Source organism: Streptomyces dysideae (genome assembly GCF_001514305.1).
Lineage (GTDB): Bacteria > Actinomycetota > Actinomycetes > Streptomycetales > Streptomycetaceae > Streptomyces > Streptomyces dysideae.
In genome coordinates this window covers 12,269-27,004 of record NZ_KQ949128.1, presented here as the reverse complement: position 1 = coordinate 27,004, position 14,736 = coordinate 12,269, and the positions used below count along the sequence as shown (strand labels likewise).

General features: G+C 69.8%; 11 protein-coding genes. 7 read left to right on the top strand and 4 right to left on the bottom strand.

Annotation, left to right across the window (positions count from 1 at the left end):
• Window positions 1-76 precede the first annotated feature (76 nt).
• The 5 genes from AQJ91_RS44880 (at window position 77) to AQJ91_RS51350 (ending at window position 8,630) form a co-directional block, all read left to right on the top strand.
• Window positions 77-1,690 (top strand): sugar ABC transporter ATP-binding protein, encoded by a 1,614-nt coding sequence (locus AQJ91_RS44880; protein ID WP_067034948.1) that lies wholly within the window; start codon window positions 77-79, stop codon window positions 1,688-1,690.
• A gap of 2 nt (window positions 1,691-1,692) precedes the next feature.
• On the top strand, window positions 1,693-2,736 hold the full coding sequence (locus AQJ91_RS44875; protein WP_067034945.1) for an ABC transporter permease: 1,044 nt from the start codon (window positions 1,693-1,695) through the stop codon (window positions 2,734-2,736).
• 85 nt (window positions 2,737-2,821) lie between these two features.
• A complete protein-coding gene (locus AQJ91_RS44870) occupies window positions 2,822-3,523 on the top strand; it encodes a FadR/GntR family transcriptional regulator (RefSeq protein WP_067034942.1) in 702 nt (233 codons plus the stop codon).
• Window positions 3,524-4,333: 810 nt separating this feature from the next.
• Complete coding sequence (locus AQJ91_RS44865) at window positions 4,334-7,690, top strand: alpha-L-rhamnosidase-related protein (protein ID WP_067034940.1); 3,357 nt, start codon at window positions 4,334-4,336, stop codon at window positions 7,688-7,690.
• Window positions 7,691-8,129: 439 nt separating this feature from the next.
• Window positions 8,130-8,630, top strand: coding sequence for a serine hydrolase domain-containing protein (locus AQJ91_RS51350; RefSeq protein ID WP_407697050.1), 501 nt, complete (start codon window positions 8,130-8,132; stop codon window positions 8,628-8,630).
• Here AQJ91_RS51350 and AQJ91_RS44855 read toward each other — a convergent pair.
• Both AQJ91_RS44855 and AQJ91_RS58620 read right to left on the bottom strand, forming a co-directional pair.
• Window positions 8,595-9,917: a globin domain-containing protein gene (locus AQJ91_RS44855; protein ID WP_234383414.1), complete on the bottom strand. Its 1,323-nt coding sequence runs from the start codon at window positions 9,915-9,917 to the stop codon at window positions 8,595-8,597. The genes AQJ91_RS51350 and AQJ91_RS44855 overlap by 36 nt on opposite strands.
• 56 nt (window positions 9,918-9,973) lie before the next feature.
• Entirely contained in the window at window positions 9,974-10,291 is a 318-nt protein-coding gene (locus AQJ91_RS58620; protein WP_067034935.1) for a hypothetical protein, read from the bottom strand.
• A gap of 443 nt (window positions 10,292-10,734) precedes the next feature.
• Here AQJ91_RS58620 and AQJ91_RS44845 point away from each other — a divergent pair, with 443 nt between their 5' ends.
• Together AQJ91_RS44845 and AQJ91_RS44840 are read left to right on the top strand one after the other, a co-directional pair.
• The gene (locus AQJ91_RS44845; RefSeq protein ID WP_107122712.1) at window positions 10,735-11,697 is read left to right on the top strand and encodes an acyl-ACP desaturase; all 963 of its coding nucleotides are present in this window, start codon (window positions 10,735-10,737) and stop codon (window positions 11,695-11,697) included.
• Between the two features lie 221 nt (window positions 11,698-11,918).
• Window positions 11,919-12,476: a GH25 family lysozyme gene (locus AQJ91_RS44840; protein WP_067034930.1), complete on the top strand. Its 558-nt coding sequence runs from the start codon at window positions 11,919-11,921 to the stop codon at window positions 12,474-12,476.
• Window positions 12,477-12,497: 21 nt separating this feature from the next.
• Here AQJ91_RS44840 and AQJ91_RS44835 read toward each other — a convergent pair whose 3' ends face one another.
• The gene (locus tag AQJ91_RS44835) at window positions 12,498-13,412 is read right to left on the bottom strand and encodes an RNA polymerase sigma-70 factor (RefSeq protein WP_067034927.1); all 915 of its coding nucleotides are present in this window, start codon (window positions 13,410-13,412) and stop codon (window positions 12,498-12,500) included.
• Between the two features lie 89 nt (window positions 13,413-13,501).
• The gene (locus AQJ91_RS44830; RefSeq protein WP_067034913.1) at window positions 13,502-14,707 is read right to left on the bottom strand and encodes an NAD(P)/FAD-dependent oxidoreductase; all 1,206 of its coding nucleotides are present in this window, start codon (window positions 14,705-14,707) and stop codon (window positions 13,502-13,504) included.
• Window positions 14,708-14,736: the final 29 nt, after the last annotated feature.

Below are 14,736 nucleotides of genomic sequence, written 5' to 3'. Positions count from 1 at the left end.
ACCCGCCCCGCCGACGCGGGTACCCGCCCGCCCCCCCCTCGGCTCCAGCCTCCGTACACGAAGGACGGTATCCACCATGGCGGACACCGCGACCGCCCCGGCGACCGGCCCCGGCACTCCGGCCCCTGTGGCCGAGGCCACCGGCATCAGCAAACGATTCGGCGCGACCGTCGCGCTGCGCGACGCCCGTATCACCATCGCCGCGGCCGAGGCGCACGCCCTGGTCGGCCGCAACGGCGCCGGCAAGTCGACACTCGTGTCCATCCTCACCGGCCTCCAGCAACCCGATACCGGAACCCTGCGCTTCTCCGGCGAACGGGCACCCGCCGTCGGCGACATCGACGCCTGGCGCTCCCGCGTCGCCTGTGTCTACCAGCGGTCCACCATCCTCGGCGATCTCACCGTCGCCGAGAACCTCTTTCTGAACCGGCAGAGCGCCGGGGTGGTGCAGCCCATCCGCTGGAAGCAACTGCGCCGACGGGCCGAGGAACTGCTCGGCGAGTACGGCGTGGCCGTCGACCCGACCGCGCGGGCCAAGGACCTCACCGTCGAGCAGCGGCAGTTCGTAGAGATCGCGCGGGCGCTGTCGTTCGGCGCGCGCTTCATCATCCTCGACGAGCCGACCGCGAAGCTCGACGCCCGCGGCATCAACCGGCTCTACGACAAGCTTCACGATCTCCAGCGGCAGGGCGTCGCCTTCCTCTTCATCTCCCACCATCTGCAAGAGGTGTACGACCTCTGCACCACCGTCACCGTCTACCGCGACGCGGCCCACATCCTGACCGCGCCCGTCGCCGAACTCGGCCACCAGGCGCTGGTGGAAGCCATGACCGGCGAGTCGGCCTCCACGGTCACCGCCGCCGTCGATAGTCCTTCGGCCTCGCGTTCCCCTTCCACGGAACTGCTGGCGATCGACGGCCTGACACTGCCCGGCGTCTGCGAGGACATCTCCCTCTCGGTCCGCACCGGCGAGGTCGTCGGGCTCGCCGGCGCCACTGCCAGCGGCAATGTGCAGGTGGGTGAGGCGGTCGCCGGTCTGCACCGGGCCATGGACGGCCGGATCACGGTCGGCGGCCGGAGCGTCCGCACCGGCAGTGTGCCGTCCGCGCTCACCGTCGGAGTCGGTCTGGTCCCCGAGGACCGCCACCTCCAGGGGCTGGTGAACAACCGCAGTGTGGCGGAGAACGCGACGCTGACCGTGACCGACCAGCTCGGTCCGTTCGGCACGGTGCTGCCCGCCCGTACCAAGGCGTTCGCGGGGCGCATGATCCGGGACCTCGACATCAAGACCCCGGGAGCGGCCACCCCGGTCTCCGCCCTCTCCGGCGGCAACCAGCAGAAGGTCGTCGTCGCCCGCGCCCTGGCCACCGACCCCCACGTCCTGGTGGCCATCCGCCCCACCAACGGGGTGGACGTCAAGTCCAAGGAGTTCCTCCTTGGCCGCATCCGGCAGGTCGCGGACAGCGGCAAGGCCGCGCTGATCGTCTCCGACGAACTGGACGATCTGAAGGCCTGTGACCGGGTCGTCGTCATGTTCCACGGGCGCGTGGTCGCCGAGTTCGACCACGGCTGGAAGGACGAAGCCGTCGTCGCCGCCATCGAGGGCGTCACCGGCGACACGGCCCCCGCCACCGCGTCCCCCGCATCCGCCGTACCCGCCTCAACCGGCGCAGACGAGCACGGAAGGTAGTCATGTCCGCCACCACAGATCTCACCGAGCCCACAGTGAGCACGGCTGAGCCGGCCGCCGCGGACGCCACGCGTCGCCGGGTCGACCTCGGGCGCTTCCGTGAACTGTCCCTGGTCCCGGCGATCCTCGTCCTCGGCCTGATCGGGTTCATCGTCTCGCCGGCCTTCCTGACCGCCGACAACCTCATCGGCGTGGCCCAGCAGTCCACCGAGCTCAGCCTGCTGGTGCTCGCCACGACCTTCATCCTGATCGCCGGACGGATGGACCTGTCGCTCGAGTCCACCATCGGCGTGGCTCCCGTCATCGCCGTGTGGCTCGTCCTGCCGACCAGCGGCGCCCGGTTCAGCGGGCTCGGCCTCTTTCCCGAGTGGATGGCGTTCCCCCTCTGTCTGCTGGTCGGCGCGCTGATCGGCGCCGTCAACGGCTTCCTCATCCTCAAGCTGCGCCTCAACGGATTCATCGTCACCCTCGGCGCCCTGACCATGCTGCGCGGCCTGCAAGTCGCCCTCTCCGAGGGCCAGTCCATCGTTGAGTTGCCCTCCTCCTTCACCTACCTGGGCAAGGCGTCCTGGCTGGGCGTTCCCGCCGCCATCTGGGTGTGCGCGCTGCTCTTCGCCATCGGAGGCAGTGCACTGGCCTGGCTTCGGCACGGCCGGGCGCTGTACGCGATCGGCGGCAACCCGGAGGCGGCCCGCACCGCCGGCATCCGTGTCGACCGCATCGTGTGGATCGTCCTCATCCTCGGCAGCGTCCTCGCCGCGTTCGCAGGCATCCTCTACAGCGGCCACTACGGCTCCATCTCCGCCACCCAGGGCAGCGGCTGGATCTTCCAAGTCTTCGCGGCGACCGTCATCGGCGGGGTCAGCCTCAACGGCGGCAAGGGCTCCGTGTTCGGTGCCCTGACCGGTGTCCTCACCCTCCAGCTGGTCGTGAACGTCATGACGCTGGCGGGCGTACCTCCGCTGTGGAACCAGTTCCTCAACGGAGCCATCATCATCGTCGCCCTGATCATCTCCCGCTTCGCCTCCGGCGAGAAGCAGGAATAACCGCGTACCGCAAGCGGCTCCGCCGACCCGAGCGGGCCCGGCGGAGCCACCGCCCGGCCCATCCCCAACTCAGAGAGGCACGCTCGTGGCACTGACGGACGAGGCGATCGACAAGATCAAGGCGATGATCGTCGCCGGTGAACTCGCGCCCGGCTCCCGGCTGCCCAAGGAGGAGATCCTCGCCGGACAGCTCGGCCTGTCCCGGAACTCCCTGCGGGAGGCAGTCCGGGCGCTGACGGCCATGCGCATCCTGATCACCCGGCAGGGCGACGGCACGTACGTCTCCAGTCTGGAGCCCCATCTGCTACTGGAGAGCCTCTCCTTCGCCGCCGACGTCTCCCAGGGCCACACGGCTCTGCAGTTGCTCCAGGTACGACGACTGCTTGAGCCGCAGGCGACGGGGCTGGCCGCCGCGCTGCTCAAGCCGGAGGACCTCCAGGAACTGCGCAACATCCTCGAGCGGTCCCGGACCGTCGCCACCGTGGAGGAGTTCGTCGCCCACGACATCGCCTTCCATCTCAGGATCGTCGAAGCGGTCGGCAACCCCGTGCTGTCGATGCTGCTGCAAGTGCTCTCCACCCGCACCCAGCGTGTCCGCATCGTCCGCGGCAGCCAGACCAGTCACGCCTTGAAGAGCGCCCACGAGGACCACGAGCAGATCCTCAGCGCGCTTCAGTCACGCGACGCCCTGCTCGCCGCCGCTGCGGCGACCGTCCACATCACGGCCGTGGAGCAGTGGCTGGCCACCAGTCTGTCCGATGACCCGATACGAGCGATCGACGAGTGACCTCGCGCTCCCGTCGCCCCCGCCGCCATCCGGTCTCCCCCTCCCACGCACCGACCGGGTGGCGGCGGGCCATGCCCCCACACCGGCGCCACCTCACATCCGGTCACACCGGTGCCTTCTCCGGTTCGGGCTCGCGCCATGAACTCACGGAGCCGCACCCGACCGACTGACGCCGATTCGCTTTCCATACGCGCATGTTCTGGTAGAGGGGTGGACCAAGCGCTCGGGGGCGGGTGCTGGACGGTGGTGTCACGGCGCCCTACGTCCCGCTCCACTCGCACTCCTGCCCGACTCACCGGACGTTCGCGTAGGGGTCGTAGCGGCAGGCGTATTCGGCATTCGGCCACAAGCCAGGAACAGACCGAGGCCCCGGCTGGAAGCTGTGCCACCCAGCCGGGAAAGAACCGCGGGCATATGCGTTCCTGTCTTTCTGGAGTGCCATGATCAGGTGCAAGTGAGGTCTGGGGTGAGGCCCGGCCTCCGTACCGTTGGGGCAGGACCGGCTCCCGCGCGACGTCGCGTCATGCCGGTCAGCGGCCGACGAGTCGCGGTTTCCGCGTGAGCATGACAGCGACCGCAGACCCCGCAGTGGCGGGCCGGGTGACGAAGGCAGCGGAGCCTGCGTGCTCGGGCCGCTCGGGAGAATGCCGACTGCGCAACCATTGACATGGCTCTGCGAACAGGACGAAAATCACGCCCGCAAACATCTACTTGAAACGTTTCAACATCCCGGAGTCTGTAATTCCGATCCCTCTCGACTCCGGGCTGCCGACGTTGCTGTCGTCCCCGCACATCTCCTAGGAGCCCGCGATGCACGATGTAACGCGCCGGTCCGCCCTTCGCTCGGCCATAGCCGTGGCCCTGACCCCCACTCTGGGTTCCCTGACGCTGTCCGGGCTGGCGCCGACGGCGTCCGCGGCGGTCTCGTGGACCGCGAAGTGGATCTGGGCGCCGTCCAGCACGACGAACCAGTGGGTGGCATTCCGCAGATCGTTCACCCTGAACTCCGCGCCCTCGAAGGCCGTGACGCAGATCGCGGCCGACTCGAAGTACTGGCTGTATGTGAACGGCACCCTCGTGGTCTTCGAGGGCCAGCTCAAGCGCGGCCCGAACCGTACGGACACGTACTACGACGAGATCGACCTGGCCCCGTACCTGAAGAGCGGGTCCAACACGGTGGCGCTGCTGGTGTGGTACTTCGGCAAGGAGGGCTTCTCGCACAGCAGCAGCGGCAAGGGCGGCCTGCTGTTCCAGTCGGACATCGAGACCGGCTCCACCACCACCCGGGTGGTCAGCAACACCGGATGGAAGCACAAGGTCCACCCGGGCTACTCCCACAACACCAGCGGCACCCAGGCCAACTTCCGGCTGCCGGAATCGAACGTCTACTACGACGCCCGCGACGCCACCGCCGTGGCCGACTGGCAGTCCGCCGGCTTCGACGACAGCTCCTGGAGCGCGCCCACCGACTTTGGCGCCGCCGGCGCCGCCCCCTGGAACGGCCTCGTCGAGCGGCCGATCCCGCAGTTCCGGTACTCCGGCCTGAAGTCCTACACCAACGCTTCCTCACTCCCGGCCACCGGCCAGGGGTCCACGGCGATCTGGGCCAAACTGCCGTCCAACATCCAGGTCACCCCGTACCTGAAGGTGGACGCCCCCGCCGGCGCCGTCATCGGTATCCAGACCGACCACCACGACGACGGCCTGGCCCTGGTCGGCGCGGCCAGCGGCTACAACGTCCGCTCCACCTACATCTGCACCGGCGGTGTCCAGGAGTTCGAGTCGTTGGGCTGGATGAGCGGGACCGCCGTGCGGTACACCATCCCCGCCGACGTGACGATCGTGGATCTCAAGTACCGGGAGAGCGGTTACGACACCGACTTCGACGGGTCGTTCACCAGCAACGACGCCTTCTTCGACACCCTGTGGACCAAGGCTGCCCGCACGATGTACGTCAACATGCGGGACAACTACATGGACTGCCCCACCCGCGAGCGCGCCCAGTGGTGGGGCGACGTGGTCAACCAGCTGAAGGAAGGTTTCTACACCTTCGACACCAAGTCCTACGCACTCGGCAAGAAGGCCATCGCCCAGCTGACGTCCTGGCAGGAGTCCGGAGGGGTGCTGTACTCCCCGATCCCCTCGACCACCTGGACCGCCGAACTGCCCGTGCAGATGCTGGCCTCGGTGTGGTCGTTCTGGACGTACTACCTCTACACGGGCGACGCGGCCGCCGTCACCGGCGCCTACCCGGCGGTGAAGAAGTACCTGGACCTGTGGACCCTGGACAGCAACGGCCTGGTGGCCCACCGCCAGGGCGACTGGGACTGGGAGGACTGGGGCACCAACATCGACGCCCGGGTCCTGGACAACTGCTGGTACTACCTGGCCCTGGACACCGCCGCCAAACTGGCGGCCCTCAGCGGCAACACCGGCGACGTCGCCGGATGGCAGTCCAAGCGCAACAGCATCAAGGTCAACTTCGACGCCGTGCTGTGGAACTCCACGAAGAACGAGTACCGCTCACCCGGCTACAACGGCGACACCGACGACCGGGGCAACGCTCTCGCGGTGGTCGCGGGCCTGGCCACGTCCAACCACTACCCGGCGATCACCGAGGTGCTGCGCACCCACCTCAACGCCAGCCCCTACATGGAGTTCTACGTCCTGGAGGCGCTGTATCTGATGGGCGCGGCCGGCGTCGCCGAGGAGCGGATGCGCAACCGCTACGCCGCCCAGGTCGCCGACCCCGCCTGCTACACCCTGTGGGAGCTCTGGGACAAGGCAGCCGGCACTGACAACCACGCCTGGAACGGCGGCCCGCTGTACGTGCTGTCCGCCTACGCCGCCGGTGTACGCCCGACCAAGCCCGGCTGGGAGACGTACGAGGTCATCCCGCAGTCCGGCAGCCTGGCGAAGATCAACACGGTGACGCCGACCAACAGGGGTGAGATCCGCTTCGGCATCACACGCGACGGCAGCCAGGTGACCCTGACGCTCACCTCGCCGGGCGGAACGACCGCTCGGGTGGGCGTGCCCACCTACGGCGGCTCCCAGCCCGTCATCAAGGCCAACGGCACCACGGTCTTCACCGGCGGCTCCTCCACCGGCAGCGTCAGCGGTCTGAGCTATGACGGCAAGGATTCCTCGTACGTCTACTTCAAGGTCCAGCCGGGCACGTGGACGTTCACGGCGACAGGCACCGGCCGCCTCGACAACCTGGCCCTGGGTCACCGTGTCACCAGCAACAACAGCCTGGAGAACAGCAACTGGGGCAAGGACCGGCTCACCGACGGCAAGCTGACGAGCGTGAGCGGGGCGAAGGGCTACACCAGTAACGAGTTCACCTCCGCCGACATCGGCGCGAACCCCGTCTGGGTGGAGATCGACCTCGGAGCCGACACCACCCTCGACGCTGTACACCTCTTCCCCCGCACCGACACACCAGCCGCCGGGGGCGGCACCGCGGGCTTCCCCGTCGACTTCACCATCCAGACCCGCTCCGACGGATCGAGCACCTACACCACCGTCCGTTCGGTCACCGGGCAGGCCAACCCCGACGGCAAGGTCCAGACATACGGCTTCAAGACCACCACCGCCCGGTACATCCGTCTCCAGGCCACCAAGCTCGGCACCCCCGCCTCCGACGAGACCACCAAGTACCGCCTCCAGCTCGCCGAAGTCACCGTCCCGCCCGCCGGGACCACCGTCACCAGTAACAACGCGCTGGAGAACGGCGACTGGGGCAAGACCCGGGTCCTGGACGGCACCCTCACCAGCGTGGCCGGAGCCAAGGGCTTCACCAGCCTCGACTTCTCCTCCGCCAACATCAGCGGCACACCCGTATGGGTCGAGATCGACCTCGGCGCCGACCGGCCCATCGGCTCCGTCACCCTCCATCCGCGCACCGACATCGGCGGAGCAGGGGGCGGCACCGCGGGCTTCCCCGTCGACTTCACCTTCCAGACCCGCCCCGAGGGATCCACCACCTACACCACCGCCCGCACCGTCACCGGTCAGTCCAACCCGAACGGAGACGCCCAGACCTACACCCTCCCCTCCACCACCGGCCGCTACCTCCGCCTGACGGCAACCAAACTCGGCACCCCGGCCTCCGACGAGACCGCCAAGTTCCGCCTGCAGCTGGCCGAGATCGGCATCGAGTAGCACGCCAAAGCCACAGTGGCCCGCCCCTGGCGAACAGCGATGACCTATAGAGGCTCCGCCCCGACTACCAGGGCGGAGCCTCTCTCAGATCTCGTGCCCTGGCCGGGCGTGACCGTCGGGGTGATTCGGGCCCTGCTGGGAGCGAGCGGCACTCTCACGTGATCGCGAGGCGGCGGGTCCCCCGAATGGCTCGCCAATGCGACAGGCGTCGGGGCAGGGCCTTCACTGGAAGACATGTCTCGCCTTGACTAGGCGCCCGCCCAGCGTCTCCGCTCCGCTGCGGCCCTGGGCCTGGTGGCGGCCCTGGCCGGCGGCGGCTGCACGGGTCCCGACACCTCCGCCGCCGTCCACAGGGCGGCCGCCCAGACGCCGCAGCTGCCCATCGTCCCGCCGGCCCAGCCGCCGCCGCGACTCACGCGGGCCAAGGCCGACGCCGCGGGTGGACCGGCTCGACGGAGTCGTGCGGGACGCCATGCGCAGGACCGGTGTGCCTGGTGTCGCCGTCGGCGTGGTCCATGACGACGAGGTGCTGTATCTGAAGGGCTTCGGCGAACGGAAGGCCGGCGCGGAGGGCCAGGTCGGACCCGACACCGTCTTCCAGCTCGTCTCGGTCTCCAGGCCGGTCACATCGACCGTGGTCGCCGCGGCCGTGGGTGAGAAGACCGTCGCCTGGGACGACCCTGTCGTCGAGCACAGTCCCGGCTTCGCCCTCAAGGACCGCCGGGTCACCCGCCAGGTCACCCTCGCCGACCTGTTCTCGCACCGCAGCGGGCTGCCCGACCACGCCGGGGACCTGCACCAGCCCGTAGCTCGGCAACGGCAGGTTCGAGGGGCGGCAAGTCATCGACAGCGACGCACTGGACGAGACCCACCTGCCGCACCGCCGCGACGGTCACGTCTGCCATCAGGTGTTACTTCCTGTTCGAAGATCCACCGTTGACCGTACAGACCCGGGTGAGGGAGGAAGTACGGTGCCGTCGACCGGGTCGTGGCGGATCCGGTCGGCGGGCAGGTTCATGGCGGTCAGCCGCCGCACCATGGCGGTGACCATGGCGGGCGGGCCGCTCACGTAGGCGTGGTGCCGGGACCAGTCGCCGTGCCGGGCCACCGCGTCGGCCACCGTGCCGTCCTCGGCGGCTCCGGGGCCCTCGCCGATCACCGGGACGACGCGCAGCCACGGGCGGCCCCTCTCCGACTCGGCCAGGGCGGCCGTGTCGTACAGGTCGTCCAGCGTGCGAGCGGCGAGGAACAGGTGCGTGCTGCCGCCGGGCGGACGACGCAGGGCCAGCTCCTCCAGCAGTGCTTTGGCGGTGGCCCATCCGGTGCCGCCCGCCACGATCAGCACGTCCCGCGTCAGGCCGTCGTCCAGTGTCATGGACCCCTGCGCGGGTCCCAGGCGCAGCGGGTCGCCGACGCGGGTGTGCGCCACCAGCGCCTCGCTCACCCCGCCGGAACCGGTGCAGCGGATGTGGAACTCCAGCTCCCCATCCGGGCGGGGCGCGCAGGCGAGGGAGTACGGCCGCCACGTGTGCGGCAGCAACGGGGACTGGAGTCTCGCGTACTGCCCGGCCCGGTAGGGATACGGCTCGGCGGTGCGAACGCGGAGGACGGCGAGATCCGGACGGCGCAGCTGATGATCCGTCACCGTCCCGTTCCAGTACGCGGGCTCGGCCAGGGCTTCGTCCGCGCCGTCCACCATGGCCGCGACGGCGAACCGCAGCATCCGCAGCCACGCCTGCTCCAGCGCCTCGGTCCACCGCTCGCCCGCGCTCCGGCGCAGCGCCTCGGCGAGCGCCGCCTCGAACACCTCGTAGTGCACGGGCCGCACTCCCAGCTTGCGGTGGTCGCGGCCCAGCCGGGCGCAGAAGACGGCCACCTCGTCCGGCCGGTCCAGGTGCTCGATCAGATACCAGAAGGCCCGCTCCAGATGAACCCGCTGAAACTCCATCGAGTCGGGGAACAGACCGCGCAGATACGGATGCCCCTCGAACATGGCCTCGTAGAGGTGCGCGATGAGGTCGCTGAAGGGGGTTACCAGCGGCAGGTACCGGGTGATCGTCTGCTGGTCGGCGCCCCCGTCGTAGGAGCACCCGGCCACCTGCGCGGGCACGGCGGTCGGGGACGGCGGCCGCGCCGGGAAGAGCATCTGCCGGCGCAGCCGCATCGCGTCCTGCCGCGCGAGGAGCGCGTGGTACTCGTCGTACGCGTCGCTTCCGGTGGTGTTCAAGAACCGGGTCTCCCCCTGTCGCATCGTCCGCATCGCCCTTCTGTCCCCGGCGGTCGTCAGCGGGGATCCTTAGATGTCGTCTTCACGCATACGCCGCACGCGCCGCCGCTCTCACAGCCGACGGGCGCGGCACCGCGCCCCACACCGGCATTCCGGCGGCCGTCCCCGGCCCGGGTGCCGGTTCCGTTCCCGGCCGTGCCCCCGCCCCGGCGCGCGTAGTACCAGGCCATGTTGGAGGCAAGCCCGGCCAGCAGGACCCAGATGGTCCCCACCCACCCGCCCCGGATGAAGGACACCACCGCGGCGACCGCGGCCAGGGCGCAGACGCAGCCGGCGTACACGGCAAGGCGAGGCGGATACGGCGGACGAGGCATGAGGGGCGGCTCCTGTCGACGCATGGGTGCGGCTCCTGTCGGACAGACCTGAACATGCCTTCCCCGTCGGCCGAGCGCAGGCCCGACGATGACGCGCGGCGGGCACGGACGGCAGGGCGGACCGGCCGCCGCGACAGCGGCAGCGCCGAAGCGGCAGCCGGAAGGCGCGTCAGTATTGCACCGCGGCCCCGTCGCCGTCCGGCCCCGGCCGACAGGGCCGTTCGCCCCTGTCGCCTCGGTCCTGCCTGGTGGTTTCCTGGCGCGGCGGCCAGGTGCCTCCGCCCTCTGCGGGCTCCCGATCTCCCCGGACGGGAGCGGGGCCGGAGCATCCGGTACGCGCCAGTAGGGTCGGACGGCCCCAGCGGAATCACCGCACGGTCCCATAACTTACGGAACCGTAGGTTCAGTCCCCGCAGCGAGAGGCCGGTTTCTCCGTGGCCACCATTCCCCCGTCCCACTCCGCCCGACGCACCACCTGGACGGACACACAGCTCCTCCACGCGCTGGAAGAGGTGGTCGAGCGTGAACTCAACCGCCACCTGGGCGTGTTCAAGGAGTGGATGCCCCACGAGTACGTTCCGTGGAGCCGAGGACGGGACTTCGACGGGGTCCTGGGCGGTGAGTCCTGGGCGCCGGAGCAGTCTCCGCTGACCGAGGTGGGCAAGGTCGCGATGGTGGTGAACCTGCTCACCGAGGACAACCTGCCGAGTTACCACCACGAGATAGCCACCCTGTTCGGGCGCGACGGTGCGTGGGGCACCTGGGTGCACCGGTGGACTGCGGAGGAGGCCCGGCACTCCATGGTGATGCGGGACTATTTGGTGGCGTCCCGGGCGGTGGACCCGGCGGCACTGGAGCGGGTCCGCATGACCCACATGTCCGCCGGCTTCGTGTCCGACAACCGGCACTCGCCGCTCCACACCGTGGCGTACGTCGCCTTCCAGGAGCTGGCCACCCGCATCTCGCACCGCAACACCGGCCGTAGTTCGGGCGACCCGGTCTGCGACCGCCTGCTGGCAAGGATCGCCACCGACGAGAACCTGCACATGGTCTTCTACCGCAACCTGCTCAAGGCCGCCCTGGAACTCGCCCCCGACCAGGCGTTGCGCGCCGTCGCCGACGTGCTGAGCGGCTTCAGGATGCCCGGCCACGGCATGCCGGGCTTCGAGCGCGCCGCCGTGCAGATCGCCCTCGGCGGCGTCTACAACCTGCGTATCCACCACGACGACGTTCTCCAGCCTGTGCTGCGCCATCTCAAGGTCCTGGAGATCTCCGGCCTCGGGCCCGAGGGCCTCAAGGCCCAGCAGGAGCTGGGCGAGTTCCTCGGCTCACTGGACGCGCAGGCGACCCGGTTCGACGAGCGCCGGACCGCCATCCTGGCGCGGCGCGAGGCCGCGAAGGGCTGAGCGCGTCGCGTCCGTCACCGGCCAGGCGGCGCGGCGCTGCAGGCCGAAAGTCGGCAAGCAGCCCGGCCCCGGCGAGTAAACCCGCCGTCCGCCTCAGGGCCGACTCGGGTCCTGACCGCGACAGGGTCGTTCCACGTCAGGAACGGATCGCAGCTGCCAAGGTGGGGTATAAAACCAATCCCAACTCCTTCCCCCCCACCGGCACTTCAGGGAGTCCCCCCATGCTGCGCGGCATAGACGTAAGCGCGTACCAGTCCTCCTCCTACAACACGGAAGGCATCTCCTTCGTCTTCATCAAGGCGACGGAGGGCCGCTCGTACGTCAACCCCAGACTCACGGCCCAGACGAAGCGCGCCCGCGACGCCGGTCTGGTCGTCGGCTTCTACCACTTCCTGTGGCCGGGCAACCTCGACGCCCAGGCCAAGTACTTCGTGGGGAAGGCCCCGGAGAAGGCGGGTGACATCCTCGCCGTCGACTGGGAGACGACGAGTGACGGGACGCATGCGAGCAACGCGCAGAAGGATCTGTTCATCCGGAAGCTGAAGGAGCTGCGGCCGAACAATCCGGTCATTCTCTACTCAAATAGGCATTACTGGCTCAATATCGACACGACGTCGTACGCCGGCGACGCCCTCTGGATCGCCGACTACGTCACCGCGGGCAAGCCCCGCATCAAGGCGAAGTGGCGCTTCCACCAGTACACCGACGACCCGCTGGACAAGAACGTCGCGGACTTCCCCAGCAAGGCCGCGCTGCGTGCGTGGGCCGAGAACGCGTGAATCGCGCTGTCCCGCCGGTATTCATCGCAGGGTCAGCGGGGTCTCCGATTCGACGCGTGTCAGTTTCTCCGGGTTGCGGACGTAGTAGAGGCCGGTGATGCGGGCGTTCTCGACGCTGATCGCCATGACGCCGTCGAGTTCGCCGTCCAGGTGTACGAGGAGTGCCGGGCTGCCGTTGACCACGGTGGGCGTGACGGTGAGCGGGCGTTCGTTCTTGGCGAGGCCGCCGATCATGAAGCGGGCCACCTTCTGGGCGCCGGTGACCGGTCGCGGTGCGGCCTGCTTGATGCCGCCGCCGTCGCCGACCAGGACGACGTCGGGGGCGAGCACGTCGATCAGGCCCTGCAGGTCCCCGGTCTCGATGACGCGCCGGAACGACTCCAGAGCCGCCCGGGTCTCGCTCGGTGAGACCGCCTGGCGAGGGCGGCGGGCGTCGACGTGCCGACGGGCGCGGTGGGCGATCTGGCGGACGGCCGCGGGGGTCTTGTCGACGGCGGCCGCGATCTCGTCGTAGCTGACGTCGAAGGCCTCGCGCAGCACGAAGACGGCGCGCTCGGTCGGCGACAGCGTCTCGAGGACCAGCATGAGCGCCATCGACACGCTCTCGGCGAGCTCGACGTCCTGGGCCACGTCCGGCGCGGTGAGCATCGGCTCGGGCAGCCAGGAGCCGACGTACGCCTCCTTGCGGCGTTTCATGGTGCGCAGCCGGTTGAGCGCCTGCCGGGTGGTGATCCGGACGAGGTAGGCGCGGTGGTCGCGCACCTGCGCCAGGTCGACCTTGATCCAGCGCAGCCAGGTTTCCTGAAGGACGTCCTCGGCGTCCGCCGCCGAGCCGAGCATCTCGTACGCGACGGTGAAGAGCAGGTTGCGGTGGGCGACGAAGGTGTCGGTCGCCTGGTCAGTGCTGTGGTCGCTGACGGGGCTGCCGTCGTTCATGGCGGGGTCCTCCGGTCCGGGGAACGCTTCGGTCGCTTGTCCCTGCGAGGGCTGTCGGGGTGTCAGGGTGTCAGGGGACGAATGGCCGGCTAGGCCGCCCGTTCAGCGGTGGCGGTGGCCGGTGCCTCGCCGCGCTTGGCCTCCAGCAGGTGCCGGCGCTTGTCGTCCTTGATCCACCAGGCGCGCGCACCGGGCTTGCGCGCCTCGTCCGCCAGTTGCTTGACGGTGTGCTTGCACACGAACTCCTTGAGCTTCGCGCCCGGGCGGCCGCCGAGGTAGAGGCGTATCGCGGTGTCGTTCCGGTGGGCGAACTGGAAGATGCCGGCGCGCCGTCCGAGGCTGATGCACTGGCCGGCGAACCCCACACTGACGGTCGCTGGCTCCTTGCCCGCGATCCGGCTGAGCACGGTCTCGGCGGCCTGCGGGCCCAGCTGGATCGCGGACTGGCAGCCCATCCGGTACGGCAGGTCCGAGGGTGCCGCCGAGTCGCCGGCCGCGACGATGCGTACGTCGTCCACGCTGGTCAGCGTCTCGTCGGTGAGCAGGCGGCCGAGGGCGTCGGTGCTCAGCCCGCTGCGGACGGCCAGGTCGGGCACGCTGAATCCGGTGGTCCAGATGGTCACCCGGCTCGGCAGTTCGCGGCCGCCGCTGAGCCGCACGGCATCGCGGGTCACCGCCGTCACCTTCGTGTCGGGGCCTTCGAGCACGGTCACACCGAGTTCGGCGAGCCGCCCGGCGACCGAGCGCCGGCCCCGAGGGTGCAGGTACGGGCCGAGCACCCCGCCGCAGACCAGGGTCACGGTGCGGCCCGTCTCCGCCAGCTCGGCGGCGGTCTCGATGCCGGCCGGACCGGCTCCGACCACCGTCACCGCGGCCGACGCGGGCGCGGCGTCGAGGACCGGCCGCAGCCGCTGTGCCTCCTCGAAGGTGGCGATCGGGTAGGCGAACTCGGCCGCTCCGGGCACACTCGCGTCGGTGCTGCCGCTGCCCACCGCGTAGATCAGGTAGTCGTAGCCGACCCTGCCCCCCGACGCCAGCGTCACGCCGCGCCCGGCCGCGTCGATCCGGGTCACGGTGCCGACCACCAGCCGGACGCGCTCGCCCAGGACCTCCCGGTAGTCGACGACCGCTTCGTGGGACCCGCCCACCACCTGGTGCAGGCGGAGCCGCTCGACGAAGGTGGGGCGCGGGTTGATCAGCGTCACGGTCACGTCGTCGCGCTGCGTCAGGCGGTTGGCCGCCATGACGCCGGAGTATCCGCCGCCGATCACGACCACATCGGTGTGCTCAGTCATGGTGTCTCCTTCGTTTCGAGGGGTTCGCC

Bases quoted from the DNA above. Each gene is read 5' to 3' on its own strand.
- AQJ91_RS44880 (WP_067034948.1), top strand. From the start codon at position 77: ATGGCGGACACCGCGACCGCCCCGGCGACCGGCCCCGGCACTCCGGCC.
- AQJ91_RS44875 (WP_067034945.1), top strand. From the start codon at position 1,693: ATGTCCGCCACCACAGATCTCACCGAGCCCACAGTGAGCACGGCTGAG.
- AQJ91_RS44865 (WP_067034940.1), top strand. From the start codon at position 4,334: ATGCACGATGTAACGCGCCGGTCCGCCCTTCGCTCGGCCATAGCCGTG.
- AQJ91_RS58620 (WP_067034935.1), bottom strand. From the start codon at position 10,291: ATGCCTCGTCCGCCGTATCCGCCTCGCCTTGCCGTGTACGCCGGCTGC.
- AQJ91_RS44840 (WP_067034930.1), top strand. From the start codon at position 11,919: ATGCTGCGCGGCATAGACGTAAGCGCGTACCAGTCCTCCTCCTACAAC.
- AQJ91_RS44835 (WP_067034927.1), bottom strand. From the start codon at position 13,412: ATGAACGACGGCAGCCCCGTCAGCGACCACAGCACTGACCAGGCGACC.
- AQJ91_RS44830 (WP_067034913.1), bottom strand. From the start codon at position 14,707: ATGACTGAGCACACCGATGTGGTCGTGATCGGCGGCGGATACTCCGGC.